Raw genomic sequence first — 22,853 nt, 5'->3', positions numbered from 1 at the left:
AGGACGCTACCCAGCGCATGGCCCTGTTCCGCTTCACCGCCGACACCACACCGAGAGCAGTCCTCAAGGGCGACGGAGTGATGCTGCGCCATCCCATCATGGACGATTTCGAGGAATGGGCGGCGCTGAGGGCGCGCAGCCGGGCCTTCCTCGAGCCGTGGGAGCCGATCTGGAGCGAGGACGACCTGACGCGCCGCGCCTTCCGCCAGCGGGTGAAGCGCGCGGCCGCCGAAGGTGATGCGGACGAGGCCTATGCCTTCCTCATCTTCCGCATGCAGGACCAGGCGCTGGTGGGCGGCCTCACGCTCGGGCTGGTGAGGCGGGGCGTGGCCCAGGCCTGCACCATGGGCTACTGGATCGGCGAGCCCCATGCCGGGCAAGGCTACATGACCCGCGCGGTGAAGGCCGTGACGCGCCATGCCTTCGAGGATCTGCACCTGCGGCGCATCGAGGCCGCCTGCCTGCCGTCAAATGACCGCTCGCGCACCCTGCTCGAACGGGTCGGCTTCCAGCGCGAGGGCTTCGCGCGGCAGTATCTGTGCATCGCCGGCCGATGGGAGGATCACCTGCTCTATGCGCTGCTGGCCTCGGACCCGCGCCGGTGAGAGCGGTGATCGCCGTCGCGGCTTATCCACCGGGCTCGGCGGCCCTGCCTTGCCCTCGCCACTGGCGCTGATTAGCAGTTGTCGCCACCATCATCCAGACAGGACGCCGCGCCGTCCCCCCAAGATAGCAGGTTCCAACCCGCCCGTGCCCCTCTTGAGCCTCCTCAGGACGTGTCTGCTGAGCCTGCTGGCGCTGGTCGCCTTCGTGCAGGGCGCGGCCGCCGTGGAGGCGGTGCGGGTGCCGGTGGACGTGCCGGCGCTGGACCTGACGGAGACGGTGACGCGCAACCGCTCCGATGGCGACGTGATCCAGATCTCGACCGCCCCCGGCGCAGACGGCATCGTGCGCCGCATCGCCGTGCGCGCCCGCGAGGCCGGATCGCGGCCGGACTGGATCGTGTTCGCGCTCAAGAACGACAGCGACGAGCAGATCGACCGGCTTCTGGTCGCGCCTTTCCACCGGCTGATCGGCTCTGGCGTGATCTGGCCCGACCTCGGCTCCTCGCGCATCGAGGCGGTGACCGCGAGCCAGGGCCTCAGGCCCGAGCGGGAGGACAGCACGGAGGCCGATGTCTTCCTCATCACGCTTGATCCGGGGGCCACCATCACCTTCGTGGCCGAGCTCAATTCCAACCGTCTGCCGCAGCTCTACCTCTGGGAACCCGACGCCTATCGCGAAAAGCTGAACGGCCTGACGCTCTACAAGGGCATCATCATCGGCATCGCCGGGCTGGTGGCGCTGTTCCTCACGATCACCTTCGTGGTCAAGGGCGCAGTGATCTTTCCGGCTTCGGCGGCGCTGGCCTGGGCGGTTCTCGCCTATGCAGGGCTCGACTTCGGCTTTTTCCAGCGCATATTCCCGCTGTCGCCCTCGGCGGAGCGCATCTATCGGGCTGGCGCGGAGGCCGTGCTGGCGGCGACCTTGCTGGTCTTCCTCTTCGCCTATCTCAACCTCGCGCGCTGGCATGTGCGCTATGGGCACATCACCGCCGCCTGGCTGATCGGGCTGGCTGGGCTGATCGCGCTCGCGGTGGTCGATCCGCCAGTGGCGTCCGGCGTGGCCCGCATGTCGATCGCGGCGGTCGCGGCGATCGGCTTTGTGCTGGTGCTGCATCTGGCCAGCCATGGCTATGACCGGGCCATCATGCTGATCCCCACCTGGTTCGTGCTGAGCGTCTGGGTGGCTGCGGCCGGCTTCACCGTGGCGGGGCAACTGACGCGCGATCTCGTGCCTGCTGCCCTCATCGGCGGGCTGGTGCTCATTGTCATCCTGATCGGCTTCACCGTGCTGCAGCATGCCATCGCCGGCGGCGGCATGGCGGCCGGGGTCATCACCGATTCCGAGCGCAAGGCGCTGGCGCTGACCGGCTCGGGCGACGTCGTGTTCGACTGGGACGTGGTCTCCGACAAGGTGCATGTCTCCCCGGAGCTGGAAGCCTCGCTCGGGCTCTCGCGCGGGACGCTCGAAGGCCAGGCGGGGCGCTGGCTGGACCACCTGCATCCCGCCGACCGCGATTCCTGGCGGATGACGCTGGCCGGGCTGATCGAGCACCGGCGCGGCAAGATCAATCTCGACATCCGCCTGCGCGCCGCCAATGGCCCCTATCAGTGGCATCAGGTGAAAGCCCGCCCCATCACGGGCTCGGATGGCGAGGTGATCCGCATCGTCGGCACCATCTGCGACGTGACCGACGATCGGATGGCGCAGGAGCGCCTGATGCATGACGCCGTGCATGACAAGCTCACCGGCCTGCCAAACCGGCAGCTCTTCCAGGACCGGCTGGACGCGGCGCTGGCGCTGGCGCGGCAGGATGAGGGCATCCAGCCCACCGTCATCTTCATCGACATGGACCGCTTCAAGGCGGTCAATGAATCGGTGGGCATGTCGGCGGGCGATTCCATCCTGCTGACGGTGGCGCGCCGGCTCGCGCGGATCCTGAGGCCCCAGGATACGCTGGCGCGGGTGGCGAGCGACGAATTCGCGATGATCATCCTCTCCGAGCGCGAGCATGAGCGGCTGAACCAGCTGACTGAACTGATCCGCCGCGCGGTCAATACGCCGATCACCCAGTCCGAGCGGGAGATCTTCCTCACTGCCTCGATCGGCGTCGCCTTCTATGACGGGGCGGTGGCCATCAAGCGCGACGACGTCATGAAGAATGCCGAGCTCGCCATGGTCCACGCCAAGCGCCAGGGCGGGGACCGCATCGAGATCTTCCGGCCGACCATGCGCACCGACCGCAATGACAGGCTGGCTCTGGAGAGCGACCTGCGCCGCGCCATCGAGCGGGGCGAGATGAAGGTGTTTTTCCAGCCCATCGTCCGGCTGGAGGACCGCACCATCGCAGGGTTCGAGGCGCTGCTGCGCTGGGACCACCCCAAGGAAGGACGCATCAACCCGCAGGTGTTCATCCCCGTGGCGGAGGAGACCGGGCTTATCGTGGAGCTGGGCGCCTTCGTGCTGGAGCGCACCGCACGGGAGCTTTCCGCCTGGCAGGCGGCGCTGGATGTGGACCCGCCGATTTTCGCCAGCGTCAACATCTCCAGCCGCCAGCTTCTGCGCCATGACCTTCTGCATGACGTGAAGCAGGCGCTGGGGCGCCACCGCGTGCTGCCTCAGACGCTGAAGCTGGAACTCACCGAAAGCCTGGTGATGGAGAACCCCGAATATGCCGCGCAGATGCTCACACGCATCAGGGCGCTGGGCGCGGGGCTGTCGCTCGATGATTTCGGCACGGGCTATTCGTCCCTCGCCTATCTCGAGCGCTTCCCCTTCGACACGATCAAGATCGACCAGAGCTTCGTGCGCCAGATGGCCCAGGGCAAGCAGCCCGTGATCCTGCGCTCGATCATGGCGCTGGCGGCGGACCTCGGCATGGACGTGGTGGCCGAGGGGGTGGAGAGCGAGTCCGACGCGATCGAACTTTACCAGATCGGGGCCCAGTATGCGCAAGGTTTCGCCTTTGGCGAGGCGATGAGCGGCGAAGAGGCGCGCCGTCTGGTCGGTGCGGTCGAAAAGGCCGCCTGAGCCTCAGCCATGGCCGGCGGCGCTGGAGAGCCGCCCCGGATCAATGCCGAGCTTGGACAAGGCGCGCTGGTACTTGGTGTCGTGGCTGATGTCGAAGAGCAGCCCGGCATCGGCATCGCAGTGCAGCCAGCCATTGGCCTGAATCTCGTGTTCGAGCTGTCCAGCCCCCCAGCCCGCATAACCAAGGGCCAGCACCGCCTGGCGTGGCCCGTCGCCCACCGCGATGGCGCGCAGCACGTCGATGGTGTGGGTCAGGCACACGCCGTCGTCGATGGGCAGGGTCGAGGCATCGGTGAAGTAATCCGACGAGTGCAGGACGAAGCCGCGCCCGGTTTCGACGGGGCCGCCGCGCAGCACCTGAACTTCAGCCTCGGAGGGACGGAGCCGGATCGCCTGCTCGTTCTCGACGATGCCGAGCTGGAGCAGAAGCTCGGACAGCTGCACATCCGGCGCGCGACGATTGATGACAAGGCCCATCGCCCCTTCATCGGAATGGGCGCAGACATAGACAACCGTGCGCTTGAAGCGCTCGTCGCGCATGCCGGGCATGGCGATCAGGCACTGGCCGTCGAGATAGCTGCGGCCAGACGATTTTGAAACGTCCGCGATCCTCATCTGCCCATGCTATCCCAGTTGCGCGGAAAATAAACAGGATCGAAACAGCTGGCGAGCGATTATTCTTTCCGGTCCTGCGGGGCATCACAAAGCTGCGGCTTCGCGCGCCTGACGATCACGGCAGGATCACTGTTTCGAAATGCCTGGTCTGGCGTCTCGCCTTTGCCATCAAATGCAACTAAACAGATCGTCCATGCGTCTGACTTTTTTCTGCCTAGCCTTGGGCTTCATGATGGCCGCGCCTGCGCTGGCGCAGCCGGAGGCCGTGTCCTCGCAATGGTCACGGGCCAGTCACTCCTCGGTCCGGCTCATCGCCGGTGGGCGCAATCCTGATGGCGCCTATCGCGTCGGGGTCGAGATAACCATGGCGAGCGGCTTCAAGACATACTGGCGCCAGCCCGGCGATTCAGGCGTGCCACCGATCTTCGACTGGAGCGGCTCGGAGAACCTCGGATCGGTCTCGGTGCGCTGGCCGGCGCCGAAACGCTTCGTAGATCATGGCCTTACCACCATTGGCTACAAGGGCCACGTGATCTTTCCCGCGCTGATCCGGCCTGCCGAAGCCGGCAAGGCCGTCACCGCGCTGCTGAAGCTCGATTATGCCGTGTGCGACGCCATCTGCATCCCGGTCAAGGCCGAGGTCATGCTCAAGCTGCCGGAAGCGAACGAGACGGCGCTCACCGGCGAACTCAACCGCTTCCGCGCGCAGGCGCCGCGCGCCAAGGAACCGGGCAAGCTCGACGACCTCGTCGGGCTCGTCTCCGCGGTCACCCGCAAGGAGAATGGCCGCCAGATGGTCGAAGTGACGATCGCCACGCCGAACGGCGCCGCCTTGCAGGATGTCTTCCTCGAAGGGCCGGAGGGCTGGCTGTTCGGAACCCCGTCCGTGGTCACCACCGAGGAGACGCAGAGCGTGCTGCGCGTGCCGGTGGACGACAAGCCCAAGAACGTGGTGGGCATGGTGCCGGTCGTGCTGACGATCACAGGGCTGCCGGAGTCGACCGAAGTCAGGTTCGATCTCGACATGTCGCCGACGAAGCCATAGGTATCGGCTCGCGGCGTTCCGCGGCCGCGTCAATCCGAGATGATGCGGGCAGAGGGATGAGGCGGGCGCGGCCGGGCTGGTTCAGCCTCGGGCTCCAGCTTCGCCCCTGCGACACACCTTTTTCACTGCCTCAAGGAGAGTTCCATGACGATCAAGGTTGGCGACCGGCTGCCGCAGAGCACGTTCCGGGTCATGACCGCCGATGGCCCCGCTGCCCGCACGACCGACGAGATCTTCGCGGGCCGCAGCGTCGTCCTGTTCGCGGTGCCGGGCGCCTTCACGCCCACATGCCACCGCAACCATCTGCCCGGTTTCCTCGCCAAGGCCGACGAGATCAAGGCCAGGGGCATCGACGCCATCGCGGTCGTGGCGGTGAACGACGTGTTCGTGATGAACGCCTGGTCCAGGGACACGGGCGCCGGCGACAAGATCGAGTTCCTTTCCGACGGCAACGCCGATTTCGCCAAGGCGACAGGACTTGAGCTAGACGGCTCGGGCTTTGGCCTGGGCACCCGCTTCCAGCGCTTCTCGATGGTGGTGCGCGACGGCGTGGTGGCCTCTCTCAACATCGAGGACGCGCCCGGCAAGGCCGAGATTTCCGGCGCGGAAGCCTTGATGAAGGACCTCGCCGGCGCCTGAGCCGGACAGAGTTTCACGAAACCGGACCTGCCGCGATGCAGACAACGATCACTGTCCTCAAGCCGGCCGACCAGGCCGCCTGGGAACCGCTCTGGCAGGGCTATCTGGCGTTCTACAACGCGGTCGTCGCGGCTGACACGACGGCAAGAAGCTTCGCGCGCCTGACGGGCGGCAACACGGCGATGGGCGGCTTTCTCGCCCGTCGCGACGGGCGCGCGGTCGGCCTCGTGCACTGGATCTGCCATCCCAGCACCTGGACCGTGGGCGATTACTGCTACCTTCAGGATCTTTATGTTGACCCCGATCTGCGCGGCGGCGGCGTGGGCCGCGCGCTGATCGAGGCGGTCTATGTGCGCGCGCGCCAGCGTGACTGCTCGCGCGTGTACTGGCTGACGCACGAGTCCAATGCCGAGGCGATGAAACTTTACGACCGCATAGCAGACCGCAGCGGCTTCGTGCAGTATCGCAAGGTGCTCTGAGGCAGCATAACCCTTCTGATTAACGGTCTTGGGCTTTGTTGCTTGGCCCGCCCCCCCGACCGCTGTATTCTTGTCGCTCATATGGGCATTCCGGTGGGAGGGGCCGTGGCCGATACCACGCATACGGCATCTTCGCTCCACGCACGCTCGGGAGCGCCGGCCCGGCTCGGCTTTGCCGGTCAGGTCTCGGTCCTGCTTTATCTCGCCTTCTGCGGGCTGGTGACGCTGATGGCGCTGACCCGGCCGATCGCGAACTGGGACGCCCTGCCCTATGCGGCCTCGGTCATGGTGCATCAGGGCGAAACCGACCCGGCAGCGCTGCACCGGCGCGCCTATGCGCTGGTCCAGGCCCATGTGTCGCCCACGCAGTTCCATGAGCTGACATCCTCCCTGCCCTACCGCGCCGCACAGGCCGCCAGCGCCGAGAACTTCGTCTCGATGCTGCCCATGTATCAGGTGAAGGGCGGCTACATCGCCACATTGTCCGTGCTGTCGCGGTTTGGCGACATTGTCACGGCCGGGCGCGCGCTCAGTCTTGCGGCCATCCTGGTCATGCTGGGGATGCTGCTTTGGAGCTTCCATGCGCTCGGGGCCCTGCATCTCATCGGCTTCACGGTGCCCATGCTGGCTGCGCTGCGTGTGATCGACCTGGCGACAACGGTTACGCCCGATGCCGTCGTCGCGGCGCTTGGCGTCTCTGCCATGGCGCTGATCGCGGTCGCCGGAAGACTGGCCGTGCCAGCACCGGCGCTGGCCCTGCTGGTGCTGGCGGTGCTCTTCCGCCCAGACATGGCGGTGGTCACGAGCGGCCTGCCGATTGCGCTGGTCTCGGGGGGGGCGCTGGCGGCCTTCCTCGCCGGCCAGCCGATCCACCGGGCGCTGACAGGCGCGGTCCGGACCGTCGGCGCGGGGCCGTGGCTTGCGGCGCTGGGCGGGGCGGTCGCCTACATGCTGGCCAAGGCGGGCATTGCCCATCCCGGCTGGTGGACACATTTCAACTTCTCCTTCGTGGCCCAGCCAGACAACCTGTCAGGCCCGGCCCTCGTCTATGACTGGCGGGTGCACGCCTCGGCGATCGCGCGGTCGAGCCTTCGGATGCTGCGTGAGGAAAACTGGGGCTGGATGATGCTGGCCATGCTGCTGGCCACGCTGATGTGGGCGAAGGCCCGCGCCATCCCGCCGGTGCTGCTGGGGCTGGCGCTTGCCGCCATCGGAAGCGTGGCCGCCCGCACGCTCGCCTTCCCCTTGACGGATGCGCGCATCGCGGTGCTGCCGGTGCTGACGCTCGCCATCGTCGCTGCTGGCATCATCGGCGCCGGCCGCCCCGCCCGGGACGGGCCTGGCGCGCAGGCATGAGCTGGCAGGCGGCAGCACGCTCGCCGCAAGGCGCCTTGCCGGCCCTCGTGGCCGACCGCTTTCGCGAGGCGATCTTCGTGCTCATCCTGCTGGCGGTGTGGGTCACCACGCGCCCCTATGATCCACCGCAGCCGGGTGTGGTCGGCGCAGCGACGTCCGATCTGGTCAACCAGATCACCTTCTCGGCCCTGGCTGTCGCCAGCGTGATCGGGCTGGCGCTGGGCGATCTGCGCCGGATCAGGCCGCTGCTGCAACTGTCCTATGCCGCCATGCTCGGCTGGCTTCTGGTCAGCATCATGCCCGCGCTCGACATTGGCTCGTCCTTCCGGGCGCTGGCCTTCACGCTCATCGCGATGATCCTGGCGGCGTCGCTGCTGGCCCTGCCGCGCGACTACGCCCGTTTCCAGAGGCTGTTCTACGGCACGGTGCTCCTCACGCTGGCCGTGGCCTGGGCGGGGGTGCTGCTGCTGCCCGATATCGCCATCCACACCGATGTGGACACGTTCGAGCCAGAGCATGCCGGCTCCTGGCGCGGCCAATTCTCCCACAAGAACATAGCCGGGGCGATGATGGCGGCGTTCGCCATCATCGGCGTCTATGCGCTGCGCTCGGGGCGTCGTGCGGTGGGCCTTGTGCTGCTGATCGGGGCGGTCACGTTCCTGTATCTCACGCGCTCCAAGACCTCGCTTGGCCTGCTGCCGATCGCGCTGGTCCTCGCCTATCTCGCTGAGCGCATTCCGTTCCTTGTGGTGCGCGCCGGGCTGCTGCTCGGGCCGATCCTGACGCTCAACGTGCTGACGCTCGGCTCGGCGCTCTTCCCCGGCATCGCCGAGCTCAACCGCGCCCTGCTCAAGGACCCGAGCTTCACCGGGCGCTTCGACATCTGGCGCTTCGGCTTCGAGAAGCTGGCGGAGCGGCCATGGACCGGATTCGGCTTTGAATCCTTCTGGCTGACCGACCACACCATGCGCGGGGAATCCAAGCTCGAGCTGGCCTGGGAGGTGCAGAACATCATCCATGGCCATAACGGCTATCTCGACGTGCTGCTGACCCTGGGCATTCCGGGGCTGGTTCTGGTGGTCTACATCTTCCTGCTCAAGCCGGTGTGGGATTATCACAACCACCGGCCGGGCGATGCCAACCGGCGCTTCGCGGGGGCGTGCCTCGCCATCTGGCTGTTCATCTCGCTGGGGATGTGTCTCGAGGTGTTCTATTTCCGGCGCGCGGATCCGATATGGTTCCTGCTGCTGATCGCCGTCTTCGGGCTAAGGATGGCCTCCCGGCTCAGACTTGAGGATCGTGACCAGCCGCGCCGCAGCTAAACGAAACGCAACATGATGTATTTGTTATTTCTATTTAAGTTTTCTTCAACCGGGCCAAGCCTACACCATGAGACCCGTTCTTTACAGTGGTCAGGTCCGTGCCGCACAACATGTTCGCCGAAGTGCACCGTCAGGATTTCCGGTTGCGCGCCCAATCGCGTGACATTCCCGAATTACATGACCTTTACCTTACGGTCGGACGTGGCCGGGCGCCGCACATCGCGGCCTTCGATGTGCCGCTCCTCGAGCGTTATGCCCGCAACCTGATGCGGCTGGAGCCTCTCGCCGACGGCAGCTACCGCTACACCCATTACGGCCAGGACATCGCGGAGATCGCGGCCTTCGACATGACCGGGCACACCACCGCCGATTTCGAGGGGCCGCAGCAGGGCTTCTTCGAGGCGGTGTACCGCGAGTCTGCGCAGACGCAGGCGCCGCTCTTCACCATCCACCGCGCCGTCAAGGCGTCGATGATCCACACCTGGGAGGGCCTGGTGCTGCCGGTGCTCATGGATGACGGCGCGACGGCCTTCATCGTCTACAATCGCCCGCGCGAGTTCGCGCAGGATTTCCTGCAATCCATGCTCAACGTCCTGCCTGACGGCATCGTGGCGCTCAGGGCCATGCGGCAGGCAGACGGCATGCTCACCGATGCGCAGATCATCTCGCTCAATCCGGCCGCCATCGCGCTGATGGACGAGGCCGGCGAGGGCTCCCTGTTGCGCTCGACGCCGCTGCTGTCAGGCGCCGAAGTCTGGACCGCGCTGCAGAACGTGATCCTGTGGCGCGACACCGCCAATGTCGATCTCTCCAGAGAGGTGGGCGGCGAGACCCGGCACATCCGTGCGCAGATCACGCCGCTCTTCGACGGCGCGCTGGTTCACCTTGCCGACATCACCGCCCTCAAGTTCGCCAACCTGGTGCTTGAGCGCGAACACCAGCAACTGCGCTCGGAAATCAGCCGGCAGCAGGATGAGGGCGACGTGCTGCGCGGCCTCGCCCATTCCGATCCGCTGACGGGCGCGCTCAACCGCCGCGGCCTCTTCGCCGCAGCCGACGAATGGAGCCGCAGGGGCTGTGAGCGCACGGTGATCGCGGTCGACATCGACCAGTTCAAGCACATCAACGACCGCCATGGCCACGGCGCGGGCGACGATGTGCTGCGCCAGGTGGCCGCGATCCTGCTCGATGTGACAGGCGATGCCGACGGCTTCCTGGGCCGGCCGGGCGGCGACGAATTCGTCTGCGTGCTGCCATACGGGCTGGACGAAGCCATGCAGTTCGCCGAGCGCGCACGGGTGCGTGTCCAGGTCAGCCCGGTGGCCACATCCGTCGGCCCTGCCATGATAACCTGCAGTTTCGGCGTGGCCGGCTGGGGCGCGGGCCTGAGCATCGACGCGGCGCTGCAGGCCGCCGACGGGGCTCTTTACCGGGCCAAGAAGTCGGGGCGCAACTGCGTGGTCGCGGGCAGCAGCGACGCGCTGGCGCTGATGCAGGGCGCGGGCCTCGCCACCCGCGCGGGCCGCCGCTGAAGCGCGGGCCGTTCGCCCCGCTCAGCCTGCCTCCAGGCCGTTCTTGAGGCCGGCGCGCGCCAGGGCATCGGCGCGCTCATTCATGTCATGGCCGGCATGCCCCTTCACCCAGCGCCAATCCACCGCATGGATGGCCAGCGCCTGATCGAGCCGGCGCCAGAGATCCTCGTTCTTGACGGGCTTCCTGTCGGCGGTGCGCCAGCCATTGCGCTTCCAGTTGTGGATCCAGCCGGTTATGCCGTTCTTCACATACTGGCTGTCGGTGTGCAGCTCCACCCGGCACGGGCGCTTCATGGCCTCCAGCGCGCTGATCGCGGCCATCAGCTCCATGCGGTTGTTGGTGGTGAGCCGCTCCCCGCCCATCAGTTCCTTCTCGACCCCGCCATAGGTCAGGATCGCGCCCCATCCACCGGGGCCAGGATTGCCCGAGCAGGCGCCGTCGGTGAAGACGACGACCTTGCCGGAAGCTGCGCCATCGCTCATCGCGTCAATCCATATTCGGAGGCCGAGCCGATGCGGCGATGAAAGGCGAGGCGCCGGTCGTAGGGCATGGGGTCGTGCGGCTTGACCAGCGCGCCCGCCGGCACATCGAGCAGGTCGACGGTGCGCGTCAGCAGAAAGCGCAGCGCTGCCCCGCGCGCCAGCATCGGCAGCGCCGCGACCTCAGCATCCGTCAGCCGGCGGACTTCCTCATAGCCCGCAAGCAGGGCGCGGCCCTTGGTGAGGTTGAACGAGGCGTCGGGCTCGAAGCACCAGGCGTTGAGGCCGATGGCGAGATCGAAGGCGAGCGCGTCATCGGCCGCGAAGTAGAAGTCGATCACGCCCGAGCAGCGGCCGAGCAGGAAGAACACGTTGTCGGGAAACATGTCGGCATGGATCACGCCGATGGGCAGGCCGCTGGGCCAGTTGGCCTCATGGAAGGCCACCTCCCCGGCGATGCGCTGGCTGAGCCCCGGCGAGATGCGCTCGGCGCGCGCGCCGCTCGCCTCGGCCAGCGGCCGCCAGCCCGACACCGAGAGCGGATTGGGCCGGCGCAGGCCAAAGCCGCGCCCTGCCTCATGCAGCGCCGCCATGGCATGGCCCGCGGCGCGGCAATGCTGGGCGCTGGGCTTGCGCACGGACATGCCGTCCAGATAGCTCACCAGCGCCGCCGGCTTGCCGGCGATGTCGGCCAGCGCCCCGCCATCGCGCATCCGGATCGGGCGCGGGCAATCGAAGCCATGCGCCGCGAGATGGTCCATCAGGCCGATGAAGAAGGGCAGGTCCTCACGCGGGGCCCGCGCCTCATAGACAGTGAGGATGAAGCGGTCCTTCGTCGTTTGCAGGAAGAAATTGGAGTTGGAGACGCCCTCGGCTATGCCCTTGAAGGCGATCGGCTCGCCGATGTCGTAGCGCGCGACGAAGGCTGCCAGATCCTCGTCGGAAACATCCGTGTAGACGGCCATGGATCAATCCGCCGCCACGGGTCGCAGCTCGCGCGGCAGGGGAAAGAACACGCTCTCGTCGGCGGTCGAGACCTGCTCGACATTGACGTCATAGCGCGCGGCGAAAGCGTCGATGATCTCCTCGACCAGAACCTCGGGCGCAGAGGCGCCGGCGGTGATGCCGAGCGAGGCGACCGAGCCGAACACGGCCCAGTCGATGTCCCCGGCGCGCAGCACGAGATGGGCGACGCGCGCGCCGGCGCGTTCGGCCACCTCGCGCAGGCGCTGGGAATTGGATGAGTTGGGCGAGCCCACCACGATCATGCCGTCCACGCGCGGGGCCACGGCCTTCACCGCTTCCTGCCGGTTGGTGGTGGCGTAACAGATATCCTCCCTGTGGGGGGCGACCATGGCCGGGAAACGGGCCTGCAGCGCTGCCACGATCTCGGCCGTGTCATCCACCGAAAGCGTCGTCTGCGTCACGAAGGCGAGCGCGGCCGGATCGGGCGGGGAAAGCCTCGCCACATCCTCGACCGTCTCGACAAGGGTGATCGCGCCGGGCGGCAGCTGGCCCATCGTGCCCACCACTTCCGGGTGGCCGGCATGGCCGACCATGATGATGTGCCGGCCGCGGCGGTGATGGATCTCGGCTTCACGGTGCACCTTGGTGACCAGCGGGCAGGTGGCGTCGATGGCGTGGAGCTGCCGTTCCCTTGCGTCGGCCGGCACGGATTTCGGCACGCCATGCGCCGAGAAGATGACGGGGCGCGAGGTGTCGGCGACTTCCGAGAGTTCCCTGACGAAGACGGCGCCCTTCTTGCGCAGCCCGTCCACGACATATTTGTTGTGCACGATCTCGTGGCGCACATAGACCGGCGCGCCGTGCAGCTTCAGCGCCTGCTCGACGGCGTCGATCGCGCGGACCACGCCGGCGCAGAAGCCGCGCGGCGCGCATAGCAGGATGTCGAGGCGAGGTTTCATGTTGGCTGTCGGCGGTCCCGCCCCCGGCTTCGTCATCTGCGATGTAGGAGGACGCTTCTTTCGGCGCAATCGCGATTGTGTCAAGCACGGCCGCATCGCCTCAAGCCCTCACCTGCCCGGACTGTCCCAGATGCCCTCCCCCATCCGCCTCGTGCTCTTCGACATGGACGACGTGCTCTGCGCCTATGACTGGCCGGGCCGCGTGGCGGAGCTGGCGCGGCTGAGCGGCCGGCCGGCCGACGCCATCGCGGATGCGATCTGGCACTCGGGCTTCGAGGACGAGGCAGACGCCGGCCACATCGATGCTGACGCTTACCTGACGGGTTTCGCGGCGCGGCTGGGGATGCCCTTCACGCGTGCCGACTGGACGGCAAACCGGCGCGCCGCCATGACGCCATGGCCCGACATGCTGTCGCTGGCGGCGCGGATCGGGCAGCAGGCGCGGATCGGCATCCTCACCAATAATGGCCACCTTACCGGGGCGGCGCTCGATGAGCTCTTCCCTGAGCTTCGGCCGATCTTCGGCGACGACATCCTCACCTCCGCCGCGATGGGCGTACAGAAGCCTGACCCGGAGATCTTCCGCCGCGCACTCGGCCGGTTCGGCGTGGATCCGGGCCGAGCCTTGTTCACGGACGACAGGCCGGAGAATGTGGAGGGCGCCATCGCAGCCGGCCTGCATGGCCATGTCCATGCTGGAGCCGCATCGCTCCGCCAGAGGCTCAACGGGCTCGGGCTTTGCCTCGACTGAGCAGCCGTTCTGCGCGGCCATCATAATTCACGACGAGGACTCGCGGTTTGGCGCGGCGGGGGTTATCTCATGCGGGCCCCCGGCATATGGTTGTCGGGGCCCACCCCAGCAAGCAAGCCCCGCCAATGGCCGACGCATCCCATGCCAGCTTCCTGCCGCCCATCGTGACCTTCTGCGCCGGTGCGGTGATCGCGGCGCCGCTGTTCCGACGCTTCGGTCTCTCCGCGGTGCTGGGCTATCTCGCTGCCGGCATCGTCATCGGGCCCTTCGTGCCGGGCATGGTCACCGATGCAGCCGCGATCCGGGGTGTGGCGGAAATCGGCGTGGTCCTGCTGCTGTTCATCGTCGGGTTCGAGTTGCAGCCATCGCGGCTGATCGCGGTCTGTGTCAAGGATCGGCAGGCGGCGCGGCATATCGCCGAGATCGCACCGCCGATGTGCGCAAGCGCGACCTGCAGCGGCTGGAGGTCCAGGCCACGGATGGCATCATGGCGCGGCCCGATCTGATGTGCGGCACGACGCTGGTCTTGACGCCCGAGCCGCTGGCGCAGCCGAAAAAGGCCGGCGCTGCGCTCAACGAGGAGACACGCGCGGCCGTCGGGCATTCAGCGCCGGACCGCAACGACACCAGCGGGCCCGCCGCGCGGGACTCCGCAGGAGCGCCCGTTTGAGAATCGACCGGACCGATATGCTGCCAGGGCAGGCCGCGCAGGCGAGCCCGCCCAAGGCCAGGCCCCAGGCCGTGTTCGTCAGCGGCTCGACCATGCGCCATGTCATCGTCATGACCGCCACCGGATCGGTGGGGCTGATGGCGGTCTTCCTCGTGGATTTTCTGTCGCTGCTCTATGTCTCGTGGCTCGGGCGGCCGGCCGCGACAGCGGGCGTGGGCTTCGCCACGTTGATCCTGTTCCTGTCCACCTCGGTCAATATCGGCTTCCTGATCGCGGTGAGCGCGCTCGCCTCCCGCGAGATCGGCGCCGGCAAGCGGCAGCGGGCGCGGGAGATCGCGGGCTCCACCATCGCGCTGATGGTGGCCACGGCGGTGGTCGTGAGCGCGATGATGCTGGCCGCCATGCCCTGGCTGCTGGAGGGCCTTGGCGCCACGGGCGAGGCGCGGGATGTCGCCGAACGCTTCCTGATCATCGCCATTCCCTCCAATGTGCTGATGGCGCTGGGCATGGGCTTTTCCGGCGCGCTGCGCGCCGTGGGGGATGCCAAAAAGGCAATGTATGTGACGCTCTCGGGCGGGATCGTCATCGCCGGGCTGGACCCGTTGCTGATCTTCTGGGCCGGGCTCGGCACCGATGGCGCGGCCTGGGCGACCGTTGTCTCGCGCGTCGTCTTCGTGGTGGTGGGCTGGTGGGGAGCGGTGCACGTCCATGACATCGTGGCCTGGCCGAGGCGTTCGCATCTGTTCAGCGACATGCGGCTGGGCAGCTTCATCGCCTTGCCCGCCGTGCTGACCAACCTCGCGACGCCGATGGCCAATATCTTCGTGGCCTCCACCATGGCGCAATATGGCGACAAGGCGGTCGCTGCCTTCGCGATCATCGACCGCATCGTGCCGCTGGCCTTCGGGGTGCTGTTCGCGCTCTCCGGGGCGGTGGGCCCCATCCTCGGCCAGAACTGGGGCGCGGGGCGCTTCGACCGGATGCGGCAGGTGATGCGCGACGCCACGCTGTTCTGCGCGCTCTATGTCGTGCCGGTCTGGTTCATCCTGATGCTGGCGCAGAACCAGCTCGTCGCGCTGTTCCAGGTCACCGGCCTCACCGCGGAACTGCTGAGCCTGTTCACCATCGTCTCGGGTCCGATGTGGCTGACGCTGGGCGGCCTGTTCGTGGCCAACGCCGCCTTCAACAATCTCGGCTTCCCGCTCTACTCCACGGCCTTCAACTGGGGGCGGGCCACGTTCGGCACCCTGCCGCTGGTCTGGCTCGGCGCCTGGTGGGGCGGACCTCACGGGGCGCTGATCGGCATGGCCGCAGGCGGCGCCGTGTTCGGCATCGGCGCGCTCATCGTAGCCTTCCGCACCGTGGCGGCGCTCGAGAAGCGATCGAGAGGCGATTGAGACGTGATTGAGACGTGAGATTGAGACCTGATTGAGACTTGGGCCAAACTCCCCTAAGCTCGGGCGCATGTGCGGTGCAACGGCCGATGCCGCCATCAGGGCGGCGCACATCGCGAGGGGACACGTCCATGATGAACCTTTTCGAGATCATGCAGGCGGCCCAGGGTGGCCGGGCTGTCGGCAACCTGTCCAGCCAGTTCGGCATTTCGCCCCAGCAGACGCAGAGCGCGCTGGAAGCCTTGCTTCCGGCTTTCTCCATGGGGCTTCGGAACAAGACCCAGTCGCCGGACATGTTCTCCCAGCTGGCAGGCATGATGACCGGCGCGCAGGCGGGACAGCAGGCCTATGAGGACGCCAATGGGGACGGCATCCCCGACCACCTGCAGCAGGAGGGCAACCAGGTGCTCGGACAGCTCTTCGGATCGAAGGAGATGAGCCGCGCCCTGGCCGATCAGGCCTCCATGGCGAGCGGCGTGTCCTCCGCGGTGCTGAAGGCGATGCTGCCGGTGGTGGCTTCCATGATCATGGGCGGGTTGTTCAAATCCGCCAGCAACCAGGGGCTTGGGGGCATCCTCGGCCAGCTCGCGCAAGGCATGGGCGGCCAGCAGGGCGGCGGCTTTGGCCAGAATCAGGCCTCCAGCAACCCGATCGGCGACCTGATCGGCTCCATGATGGGCGGCGGGCAGGCGCAGCCCCAGAGCGGCGGCGGCATGGGCGACATGCTGGGCGGGCTGATGGGCGCCATGATGGGCGGGACGCAAGGGCAGCCCCAGCCTCAGCCGCAGACCCGGCAGGCCGGGTTCGACCCCGCAGCCATGGGCCTCGAGGCCCTGACGGGCATGTTCAACACAGGGCGGCAGGTGCAGGAGCAGCACCAGACCAACCTTCAGACCATCTTCGACGCCTTCCTCAAGCGCTGAACGCGCAGCGCCTCACCCTCAGCAGCACATACGGGCGGGCATCGCGCCAGCCTTCGCATCGGCGCGGGCGACCTTGGCCCCGACAGGGCCAAAAGCCTTGCCGTCGCCAGCCTGGCCGCGAGGGGCCTGCATGGCGCGGCCATGCCCGCTGCCGGCGATGTCCGCCAGCACGCTGGATGGATCGGACAGCATCGACACGCCGAGCGCGCCATTCACATCGCTGCGGGTAAGGCCGATGTCCTTCAGGGCATGATCGTCGAGATGCGCCAGTTCGCGAACCGCCATGCGGTTGCTGAGGGCGCGGCGCAAAGACGCCAGCCCGACGAGAAGCCGGCGCGCGCCGCGCAGCGGCGCAGCGGACAGGACCGATGACAGGATGAGCATGGCAATCCTCTGAAGGCTTGGGGCGGCAGCCAACCCCCATGGGCGGCGATCCGAACATTAAGGCCGAGTCTTGCATCAGGATAACGAATAGATATGATGTTAAAGTTCACACGTTCTGATGGAACCTGCAATGGCCCACCTGCTTGATTCCGATCAGCTCCGCACCTTCGTAGCCATCGTCGACGCCGGCTCATTCACCCGCGCCGCCGATGTGGTGCACAAGACGCAATCGGCCGTGTCGATGCAGATAAAGCGGCTCGAGGAGCGGATCGGGCGGCCTTTGTTCGAACGCGACGGACGCCATGCGCGGCTCACCGAGGATGGCGAGCGGGTGCTTGACTATGCCCGCCGCATCGTGCGGCTGAACCTCGAATGCGTGACGAGCTTCACCGATGCCGAACTCAAGGGCAGGGTGCATCTGGGCGTGCCGGATGACTACGCCGACCGCTATCTGCCCGAGATTCTGGCGCGTTTCTCGCGCTCCAATCCGCAGGCCGAGGTGACGGTGGTGTGCGAGCCGACGCCCAATCTCGTGGAGAAGTTGCAGGCCGGGGAGCTCGACCTGGCCATCATCACCCATGTCGACCGGCGCGGGCCTGCCGAGATCGTGCGGGTGGAGCAACTGCTCTGGGTCACCTCCGCGCGCCATCAGGTGCATGAGGAGGTGGTGGTGCCGCTGGCGCTCGGGCGGCCGACCTGCAACTGGCGGCAATCCGCCACCGGGGCGCTGGAGCGCAGCGGCCGCCCCTTCCGCGTTCTTTATGCCAGCTGGAACTCGACAGCCGTGGGCGCGGCGGTGATGGCGGGGCTGGCCGTCTCTGTGCTGCCCGAGAGCGCGGTGCGGACGGGGATGCGCATCCTGGGCCAGAGCGACGGCTATCCGCCGCTGCCGACCTGCCGGATCGGATTGCTGAGGGCGGTGGGCGATGTCTCGCCGCTGGTCGACGCGCTGGCCGACCACATCGTGCAGAGCCTCGACAACCTCGCCAGCCTCAAACCGGCCATGGCTGCGGAATAAGCTGCTCCCGTGCCGCCCGGTGCAGCCTGTTGCAGGCCCGGAAGGATGCCGGAAGCGGCGCAGCGCGCTGACGTGCCCGGCATCACGTGGCTGGGGTGGCTGCCTTGTCCATGAACTGAACCTGTCATGGCGCCCTTCTTCAAGGGCTGGCGGAAGGCGCGGCGGACCAGGGCCGGCTCATGTGCCTTGCAAGTCGTGAAGGCTTTGGCTCGATCTTTCCCGGACAAAGTCTTGCGCATTCAAAGAGCCGTCGCCTCGAAGACTGGATCTATGGAACCCTGCCATGGGCCCTTGTAGGCGGCGATGAGGTCATCGGCCACCGTGCGGCCGCGCTCCACGATCCCATCCAGCGGATCGAGATAGCGGGTTTCATCTCCTGCGGCTGGGTCAAGCCGGGCGCGGCGCGCCAGCCCCTGCCGAGACAGGGCCAGCACGTCGCGCGCGATGTCGCGGACGGAGCGGCCGGCGATGCGCGCTTCCAGCGCCTGCGCGGGCACGTCGTCACGCAGCGCCTGGCGCTCTGCGGCGCTCCAGCCCCTGACCAGCTGCCAGGCCTGATCGAGCGCGGCCTCGTCATAGAGCAGACCAACCCAGAAGGCCGGCAGCGCCACAAGCATGGCAGCGGAGCCAGCATCGGCGCCGCGCATCTCGAGATAGCGCTTGAGGCGCACCTCGGGGAAGAGGGTGCCCATGTGGTTGGCCCAATCGGCGATGGTGGCGCGCTCGCCCGGGGCGCGGTCGAGCCGTCCGGCCATCAGATCGCGGAAGGAGCCGCCCGACACGTCGTGATAGACCGGGCCGCGCTTGACGAAATACATCGGCACGTCGAGCGCCCAGTCGACATAGCGCTCATAGCCCATGCCATCCTCGAAGGCGAAGGCGAGCATTCCAGAACGGGCGTTGTCGGTGTCGCGCCAGATCTCGGAGCGCATCGAGCGCAGGCCGTTGAGCCGGCCTTCCGTGAAGGGCGAAGCCGCGAAGAGCGCAGTCGCGACCGGCTGAAGCGCCAGGCTGACGCGCAGCTTCTTCACCATGTCCGCCTCATCGGCAAAGTCGAGATTGACCTGCACGGTCGAGGTTCGGAACATCATGTCCCGGCCGCGCGTGCCGACTTTCGGCATGTATTCGCGCATGATTCGGTAGCGCGCCTTGGGCATCACGGGCGTCTCGGCCAGGGTCCAGCCAGGGCTATGGCCGAGCCCGAGAAAGCCTATGCCCAGGGGGTCGGCCAGCGCCTTCATGTCGGCGAGATGAGCCTCGAGTTCCGCGCGGGTCTGGTGAAGCGTCTCGACCGCCGCGCCGGACAGCTCGAACTGCCCGCCCGGCTCCAGTGAGATCGCGGCGCCGCCGACCGGATCGACAAGCCCGATCGGGTGGTCGCCCTCCATGATCGGCTCCCAGCCCAGACGCCAGGACAGCCCATCGAGCAGGCGACGGATGCCGCCTTTGGGGCCGCCATAGGCGACAGGCGACAGATCGGCCCGGAAGAAAGGGAATTTCTCATGCTCGGTGCCAAGCCGGAAGGCCGAACGCGGCTTCTCGCCGGCAGCGATCCACGCCACCAGCGCATCGCGCGAACCGAGCGGAGTGGGATCGGACTGATCGCGGGCCATGGACATCTCGGGCTGGAGGTCATGCCCGTGCCGAGCGTACCGGCACCGCGGTAGCGGCCCCGATCCGCCCCGATCCCGGGACTCATTGAGGCAGATATGGGGCAATTGGCGACAATGCAATGATCCTGCCCATTGCTCGGCATTAAGATCTTGCACGGATGCAATAGTTGCCCGATGGCTCCGGGCGGATCATCGCGCGCGAAGCCTGAACCCTTCCGTCGAAAGCCACGATCCGCGTGCAGATTGGCTGCTCGCAGGCCGTGCTTTTGCATGAGCGGCGCAGGGAGGCGAGCGCGGCCCGCATCTGGCGTCGGCGCAAGACCGGAGCGCGGAACGGCGCCTGCGCGGCGCACGCGCCCGGTCAGTGCAGCACGGGATGGCGGCCGCCCGCGCGGCCTTCGGGGAGCGGCCTTCGGGGAGCGGCCCGGCGAGCGTTTCGCTGGCCAGAATGGCGCCCTGCACGGGTTAGGCTCCGGTCCGACGCAGAATGCATTCCGGCCGCCACCTAACAATGCCTATCAACAAGGCTCAGTTACGGCGCTGGCGTCGAATGCGCAAAAGGCTGATATCGCCTCGCTTTCGAAGAGTTCAGCCTCGGGGCGGCCCGCGCCAGTCACCCAATGTGGACTGAACGATGGCGAGCGCCGCGACGGCGGCGGTGTCGGCACGCAGGATGCGTGGGCCGAGCGAGATGCGCACGGTGTTCGGCCTGGCCGCGAGCCGGCGGCGTTCATCCGGGTCGAAGCCGCCTTCCGGGCCGATCAGCAGCGCCAGCGGCGCCGGCGGCAGCCCGGCGAGCGCCTCGACCGGATTGGCCAGCGGCGCCTCCTCGTCGCAGAAGATCAGCCGGCGCTCCGGCTCGAGCGCCGCGATGGCGCGATCAAGCTTCTGCTCCGCCGCAATGGTGGGAACGGCGAGGACGCCGCACTGTTCGGCGGCCTCGATGGCGTTGGCGTGCAGCCGCTCCAGATTGATGCGAGAGACCTGGGTGCGGCGCGTCAGCACGGGCGCAAGCAGGCTTGCGCCCATTTCCACCGCCTTCTGCGCCATGTAATCAAGGCGGGCCGATTTCAGCGGCGCGAACAGATAGTGCAGATCGCCCGCAGCCGGCTGCGGCCGGAGCTGACGCGCCGGCTCCAGCGCAAGCTCCTTGCGGCTCACCGCGACAAGGTGGCAGAGCCATTCCCCGTGACGACCGTTGAAGGCCAGAACCGTCCCGCCGCTCGCCAGCCGCAGCACATTGCCCAGATAGTTGGCCTGGGCGCGGTCGAGCGCCACGCCAAGGCCCTGCGCCAGATCGCCGGTCACGAACAGGCGCGGGCCGGCCGCGCCGGCTTCGGCGTCACGGTCGGGTGGTGCGCTGGTGCGGCCCATGGCAGGCTCTCCGGGTTGGGGCGCGCCGGGCCATCCTCACGCGAGGGTGATCGGCCGCGCTCCGGTGATGCCATAGTTGCGGCTGATTCTGAACGGATCGAAAAAGGGATGCCGCGCGCCATCGGCGCAGTTGTCCCGAGGCGCGCGGAGAAGGCGGGTGGAACTGCGCCTTGCGCGCTGCTATAGACAGCGCCAGGCGGAACCGGCGCCGGCGGATGCGACGGCCTGCCTGCCGCAGCGCTCGGTCGGCGCGGTCAGATTTTCGGAGGAGTTGACGATGTTGAAGCGCCTTGTACTGGCCGCTGGCATGTGCAGCGCGATGATGCTGGCGGCTGCGCCGGCCCAGGCCCAATCCGGCGTCTGCGCCAATCTGGGCAAGCTGCTTCAGGAGCGCGAGGGCATCCTCAAGCGCATCAACGGGCTGGGCAAAAAGAACGTCAACCCGGCCAATGCCTGCAACCTGTTCACGACGCTGGTGAACAACGGCAACAGGACCATCGCCTTCGCGACCGAGAACAAGGACTGGTGCCAGATCCCGGACGAGTTCATGACCAATCTCACCTCCGGCCAGAGGCAGGTCCAGGGCGTCCGCGGACAGGCCTGCCGCGCAGCCCAGCAGCAGGCGGCGCTTCAGCAGCGCGCGCGCCAGCAGCAGCAGCAGGTGCAGCAGAACGGCGCCGGCGCATTCGGCGGCCCTGACGGCTTCTCCTCGCAGCCATGGCGGGTGCCCCAGGGCGCCCTGTGAGCGAGGCGTCCAGCGGGGCGAACGCGCCCCTTCCGGACGCGGCGCGCGGCAACTGGGTCGACACCGCCGCTCCGGCGTGGCTGCGGCCCCATCTCAAGCTTGCACGCCTTGATCGGCCGATCGGCTCCTGGCTTCTGCTCCTGCCCTGCTGGTGGGCGGCCGGGCTTGCGGCCATCGCGGGAGGGCCAGCCTGGCCGCAAGCCTGGCACATGCTGCTGTTCGCCATCGGGGCGGTGGCGATGCGCGGCGCAGGCTGCACCTTCAACGACATCATCGATCGCGACCTCGACAGGCATGTGGCGCGCACGCGCAACCGGCCGCTGCCGGCCGGGGACGTCACGGTTTTCCAGGCCGTGGTCCTGCTTGGGCTCCTTTGCTTCACGGGCCTGGCCGTTTTGCTCCAGTTCAACGGCTTCACGATCATGCTTGGCGCATCCTCTTTGCTCGTGGTCGCCATCTATCCCTTCATGAAGCGCGTCACGGGCATGCCGCAGGCCGTGCTGGGGCTCGCCTTCTCCTGGGGGGCGCTGGTTGGCTGGAGCGCTGCGTTCGGCTCGCTGGCCTGGGCGCCGGTGCTGCTCTATGGCGCGGCCGTTTTCTGGACGATCGGCTATGACACGATCTACGCGCTTCAAGACATCGAGGATGACGCGGTGGTGGGGATCCGCTCATCGGCCCGCACGTTTGGCGACCACACGCGGCTCGCCATATGCGCGTGCTACGCGCTTGCATCCGGGCTGACGCTGCTCGCCATACTGGGGGTGGGCGGGGGCTTCATCGCCTTGGTGGGCTGGGCTGCGTTCTCACTGCATCTCGCCATGCAGGTGAAGCCCTTGCCCAGGGTGGCCCCGGCGAAGGCGCTGGCGCTGTTCAAGTCGAACCGCGATGCCGGCCTTCTGCTGGCGGCGGGGCTTTGCCTCGATCCGGCGGTCAGGCTGCTGTTCGGCTGAGGCGC

23 protein-coding genes are annotated in these 22,853 nt (G+C 67.6%); 16 read left to right on the top strand and 7 right to left on the bottom strand.

What is annotated here, in order from left to right; translation table 11 throughout:
* Positions 1–17: 17 nt before the first annotated feature.
* Together HEQ16_07690 and HEQ16_07685 are read left to right on the top strand one after the other, a co-directional pair.
* Positions 18–605: a GNAT family N-acetyltransferase gene (locus tag HEQ16_07690; protein ID MCO4053923.1), complete on the top strand. Its 588-nt coding sequence runs from the start codon at positions 18–20 to the stop codon at positions 603–605.
* Positions 574–3,633, top strand: a complete 3,060-nt coding sequence (locus HEQ16_07685; GenBank protein ID MCO4053922.1) for an EAL domain-containing protein — start codon at positions 574–576, stop codon at positions 3,631–3,633. Before HEQ16_07690 ends, HEQ16_07685 begins: the two co-directional genes overlap by 32 nt.
* Before the next feature lie 3 nt (positions 3,634–3,636).
* Here HEQ16_07685 and HEQ16_07680 read toward each other — a convergent pair whose 3' ends face one another.
* Positions 3,637–4,248 carry a YqgE/AlgH family protein gene (locus HEQ16_07680; protein MCO4053921.1) on the bottom strand — a complete coding sequence of 204 codons (612 nt, stop codon included), beginning with the start codon at positions 4,246–4,248 and terminating at the stop codon, positions 3,637–3,639.
* Positions 4,249–4,441: 193 nt separating this feature from the next.
* Between HEQ16_07680 and HEQ16_07675 the strand changes: the two genes are divergently transcribed.
* From HEQ16_07675 to HEQ16_07650, 6 genes are all read left to right on the top strand, one after another.
* Positions 4,442–5,293, top strand: a complete 852-nt coding sequence (locus HEQ16_07675; GenBank protein ID MCO4053920.1) for a hypothetical protein — start codon at positions 4,442–4,444, stop codon at positions 5,291–5,293.
* 144 nt (positions 5,294–5,437) lie between these two features.
* Positions 5,438–5,932: a peroxiredoxin gene (locus tag HEQ16_07670; protein MCO4053919.1), complete on the top strand. Its 495-nt coding sequence runs from the start codon at positions 5,438–5,440 to the stop codon at positions 5,930–5,932.
* Positions 5,933–5,967: 35 nt separating this feature from the next.
* A complete protein-coding gene (locus HEQ16_07665; GenBank protein MCO4053918.1) occupies positions 5,968–6,411 on the top strand; it encodes a GNAT family N-acetyltransferase in 444 nt (147 codons plus the stop codon).
* A 105-nt stretch (positions 6,412–6,516) separates the two neighbouring features.
* On the top strand, positions 6,517–7,767 hold the full coding sequence (locus HEQ16_07660; GenBank protein ID MCO4053917.1) for a hypothetical protein: 1,251 nt from the start codon (positions 6,517–6,519) through the stop codon (positions 7,765–7,767).
* Positions 7,764–9,089, top strand: coding sequence for an O-antigen ligase family protein (locus HEQ16_07655; protein ID MCO4053916.1), 1,326 nt, complete (start codon positions 7,764–7,766; stop codon positions 9,087–9,089). Before HEQ16_07660 ends, HEQ16_07655 begins: the two co-directional genes overlap by 4 nt.
* Positions 9,090–9,187: 98 nt before the next feature.
* Positions 9,188–10,621, top strand: a complete 1,434-nt coding sequence (locus HEQ16_07650) for a GGDEF domain-containing protein (protein ID MCO4053915.1) — start codon at positions 9,188–9,190, stop codon at positions 10,619–10,621.
* 21 nt (positions 10,622–10,642) lie between these two features.
* Here HEQ16_07650 and rnhA read toward each other — a convergent pair whose 3' ends face one another.
* Genes rnhA through ispH form a run of 3 tightly spaced genes read right to left on the bottom strand, consistent with a single transcriptional unit; the run spans position 10,643 to position 13,062 of the window.
* Positions 10,643–11,104: a ribonuclease HI gene (gene rnhA / locus HEQ16_07645; protein MCO4053914.1), complete on the bottom strand. Its 462-nt coding sequence runs from the start codon at positions 11,102–11,104 to the stop codon at positions 10,643–10,645.
* Positions 11,101–12,066 carry a homoserine kinase gene (locus HEQ16_07640; GenBank protein ID MCO4053913.1) on the bottom strand — a complete coding sequence of 322 codons (966 nt, stop codon included), beginning with the start codon at positions 12,064–12,066 and terminating at the stop codon, positions 11,101–11,103. The genes rnhA and HEQ16_07640 overlap by 4 nt, the downstream gene beginning before the upstream one ends.
* 3 nt (positions 12,067–12,069) lie before the next feature.
* Positions 12,070–13,062: a 4-hydroxy-3-methylbut-2-enyl diphosphate reductase gene (gene ispH, locus HEQ16_07635; protein ID MCO4053912.1), complete on the bottom strand. Its 993-nt coding sequence runs from the start codon at positions 13,060–13,062 to the stop codon at positions 12,070–12,072.
* Positions 13,063–13,156: 94 nt separating this feature from the next.
* Between ispH and HEQ16_07630 the strand changes: the two genes are divergently transcribed.
* The 5 genes from HEQ16_07630 (at position 13,157) to HEQ16_07610 (ending at position 16,764) form a co-directional block, all read left to right on the top strand.
* Positions 13,157–13,777: an HAD family phosphatase gene (locus tag HEQ16_07630; GenBank protein ID MCO4053911.1), complete on the top strand. Its 621-nt coding sequence runs from the start codon at positions 13,157–13,159 to the stop codon at positions 13,775–13,777.
* Between the two features lie 125 nt (positions 13,778–13,902).
* The gene (locus HEQ16_07625; GenBank protein ID MCO4053910.1) at positions 13,903–14,283 is read left to right on the top strand and encodes a hypothetical protein; all 381 of its coding nucleotides are present in this window, start codon (positions 13,903–13,905) and stop codon (positions 14,281–14,283) included.
* Positions 14,265–14,447: a hypothetical protein gene (locus HEQ16_07620; GenBank protein MCO4053909.1), complete on the top strand. Its 183-nt coding sequence runs from the start codon at positions 14,265–14,267 to the stop codon at positions 14,445–14,447. Before HEQ16_07625 ends, HEQ16_07620 begins: the two co-directional genes overlap by 19 nt.
* Positions 14,448–14,464: 17 nt before the next feature.
* On the top strand, positions 14,465–15,844 hold the full coding sequence (locus tag HEQ16_07615) for an MATE family efflux transporter (GenBank protein MCO4053908.1): 1,380 nt from the start codon (positions 14,465–14,467) through the stop codon (positions 15,842–15,844).
* A gap of 128 nt (positions 15,845–15,972) precedes the next feature.
* A complete protein-coding gene (locus HEQ16_07610) occupies positions 15,973–16,764 on the top strand; it encodes a DUF937 domain-containing protein (protein MCO4053907.1) in 792 nt (263 codons plus the stop codon).
* 18 nt (positions 16,765–16,782) lie between these two features.
* On the opposite strand, the gene HEQ16_07605 is transcribed toward HEQ16_07610, so the two are convergent.
* On the bottom strand, positions 16,783–17,148 hold the full coding sequence (locus tag HEQ16_07605) for a DUF1127 domain-containing protein (protein ID MCO4053906.1): 366 nt from the start codon (positions 17,146–17,148) through the stop codon (positions 16,783–16,785).
* Between the two features lie 130 nt (positions 17,149–17,278).
* Between HEQ16_07605 and HEQ16_07600 the strand changes: the two genes are divergently transcribed.
* Positions 17,279–18,166, top strand: coding sequence for a LysR family transcriptional regulator (locus tag HEQ16_07600; GenBank protein ID MCO4053905.1), 888 nt, complete (start codon positions 17,279–17,281; stop codon positions 18,164–18,166).
* 239 nt (positions 18,167–18,405) lie between these two features.
* On the opposite strand, the gene HEQ16_07595 is transcribed toward HEQ16_07600, so the two are convergent.
* Positions 18,406–19,779, bottom strand: a complete 1,374-nt coding sequence (locus HEQ16_07595) for a glutamate--cysteine ligase (protein ID MCO4053904.1) — start codon at positions 19,777–19,779, stop codon at positions 18,406–18,408.
* Between the two features lie 588 nt (positions 19,780–20,367).
* Entirely contained in the window at positions 20,368–21,153 is a 786-nt protein-coding gene (locus tag HEQ16_07590; GenBank protein MCO4053903.1) for a 16S rRNA (uracil(1498)-N(3))-methyltransferase, read from the bottom strand.
* A 157-nt stretch (positions 21,154–21,310) separates the two neighbouring features.
* Here HEQ16_07590 and HEQ16_07585 point away from each other — a divergent pair, with 157 nt between their 5' ends.
* On the top strand, positions 21,311–21,898 hold the full coding sequence (locus HEQ16_07585) for a hypothetical protein (GenBank protein ID MCO4053902.1): 588 nt from the start codon (positions 21,311–21,313) through the stop codon (positions 21,896–21,898).
* Positions 21,871–22,848, top strand: coding sequence for a 4-hydroxybenzoate octaprenyltransferase (locus HEQ16_07580; GenBank protein MCO4053901.1), 978 nt, complete (start codon positions 21,871–21,873; stop codon positions 22,846–22,848). The genes HEQ16_07585 and HEQ16_07580 overlap by 28 nt, the downstream gene beginning before the upstream one ends.
* The last annotated feature ends 5 nt before the right edge of the window (positions 22,849–22,853 follow it).

The organism is Bosea sp. (in: a-proteobacteria) (genome assembly GCA_023910605.1).
Classification (GTDB): domain Bacteria; phylum Pseudomonadota; class Alphaproteobacteria; order Rhizobiales; family Beijerinckiaceae; genus Allobosea.
The sequence above is the reverse complement of the archived record's forward strand: the minus strand, read 5'-3'. Positions and strand labels throughout refer to the sequence as shown.

Excerpts from the sequence above, each read along its gene's own strand:
- HEQ16_07690 (MCO4053923.1), top strand. The coding sequence starts at position 18 with ATGGCCCTGTTCCGCTTCACCGCCGACACCACACCGAGAGCAGTCCTC.
- HEQ16_07685 (MCO4053922.1), top strand. The coding sequence starts at position 574 with ATGCGCTGCTGGCCTCGGACCCGCGCCGGTGAGAGCGGTGATCGCCGT.
- HEQ16_07680 (MCO4053921.1), bottom strand. The coding sequence starts at position 4,248 with ATGAGGATCGCGGACGTTTCAAAATCGTCTGGCCGCAGCTATCTCGAC.
- HEQ16_07675 (MCO4053920.1), top strand. The coding sequence starts at position 4,442 with ATGCGTCTGACTTTTTTCTGCCTAGCCTTGGGCTTCATGATGGCCGCG.
- HEQ16_07670 (MCO4053919.1), top strand. The coding sequence starts at position 5,438 with ATGACGATCAAGGTTGGCGACCGGCTGCCGCAGAGCACGTTCCGGGTC.
- HEQ16_07665 (MCO4053918.1), top strand. The coding sequence starts at position 5,968 with ATGCAGACAACGATCACTGTCCTCAAGCCGGCCGACCAGGCCGCCTGG.
- HEQ16_07655 (MCO4053916.1), top strand. The coding sequence starts at position 7,764 with ATGAGCTGGCAGGCGGCAGCACGCTCGCCGCAAGGCGCCTTGCCGGCC.
- rnhA (MCO4053914.1), bottom strand. The coding sequence starts at position 11,104 with ATGAGCGATGGCGCAGCTTCCGGCAAGGTCGTCGTCTTCACCGACGGC.
- HEQ16_07640 (MCO4053913.1), bottom strand. The coding sequence starts at position 12,066 with ATGGCCGTCTACACGGATGTTTCCGACGAGGATCTGGCAGCCTTCGTC.
- ispH (MCO4053912.1), bottom strand. The coding sequence starts at position 13,062 with ATGACGAAGCCGGGGGCGGGACCGCCGACAGCCAACATGAAACCTCGC.
- HEQ16_07630 (MCO4053911.1), top strand. The coding sequence starts at position 13,157 with ATGCCCTCCCCCATCCGCCTCGTGCTCTTCGACATGGACGACGTGCTC.
- HEQ16_07625 (MCO4053910.1), top strand. The coding sequence starts at position 13,903 with ATGGCCGACGCATCCCATGCCAGCTTCCTGCCGCCCATCGTGACCTTC.
- HEQ16_07620 (MCO4053909.1), top strand. The coding sequence starts at position 14,265 with ATGGCGCGGCCCGATCTGATGTGCGGCACGACGCTGGTCTTGACGCCC.
- HEQ16_07615 (MCO4053908.1), top strand. The coding sequence starts at position 14,465 with ATGCTGCCAGGGCAGGCCGCGCAGGCGAGCCCGCCCAAGGCCAGGCCC.
- HEQ16_07610 (MCO4053907.1), top strand. The coding sequence starts at position 15,973 with ATGATGAACCTTTTCGAGATCATGCAGGCGGCCCAGGGTGGCCGGGCT.
- HEQ16_07605 (MCO4053906.1), bottom strand. The coding sequence starts at position 17,148 with ATGCTCATCCTGTCATCGGTCCTGTCCGCTGCGCCGCTGCGCGGCGCG.
- HEQ16_07600 (MCO4053905.1), top strand. The coding sequence starts at position 17,279 with ATGGCCCACCTGCTTGATTCCGATCAGCTCCGCACCTTCGTAGCCATC.
- HEQ16_07595 (MCO4053904.1), bottom strand. The coding sequence starts at position 19,779 with ATGGCCCGCGATCAGTCCGATCCCACTCCGCTCGGTTCGCGCGATGCG.
- HEQ16_07590 (MCO4053903.1), bottom strand. The coding sequence starts at position 21,153 with ATGGGCCGCACCAGCGCACCACCCGACCGTGACGCCGAAGCCGGCGCG.
- HEQ16_07580 (MCO4053901.1), top strand. The coding sequence starts at position 21,871 with ATGGCGGGTGCCCCAGGGCGCCCTGTGAGCGAGGCGTCCAGCGGGGCG.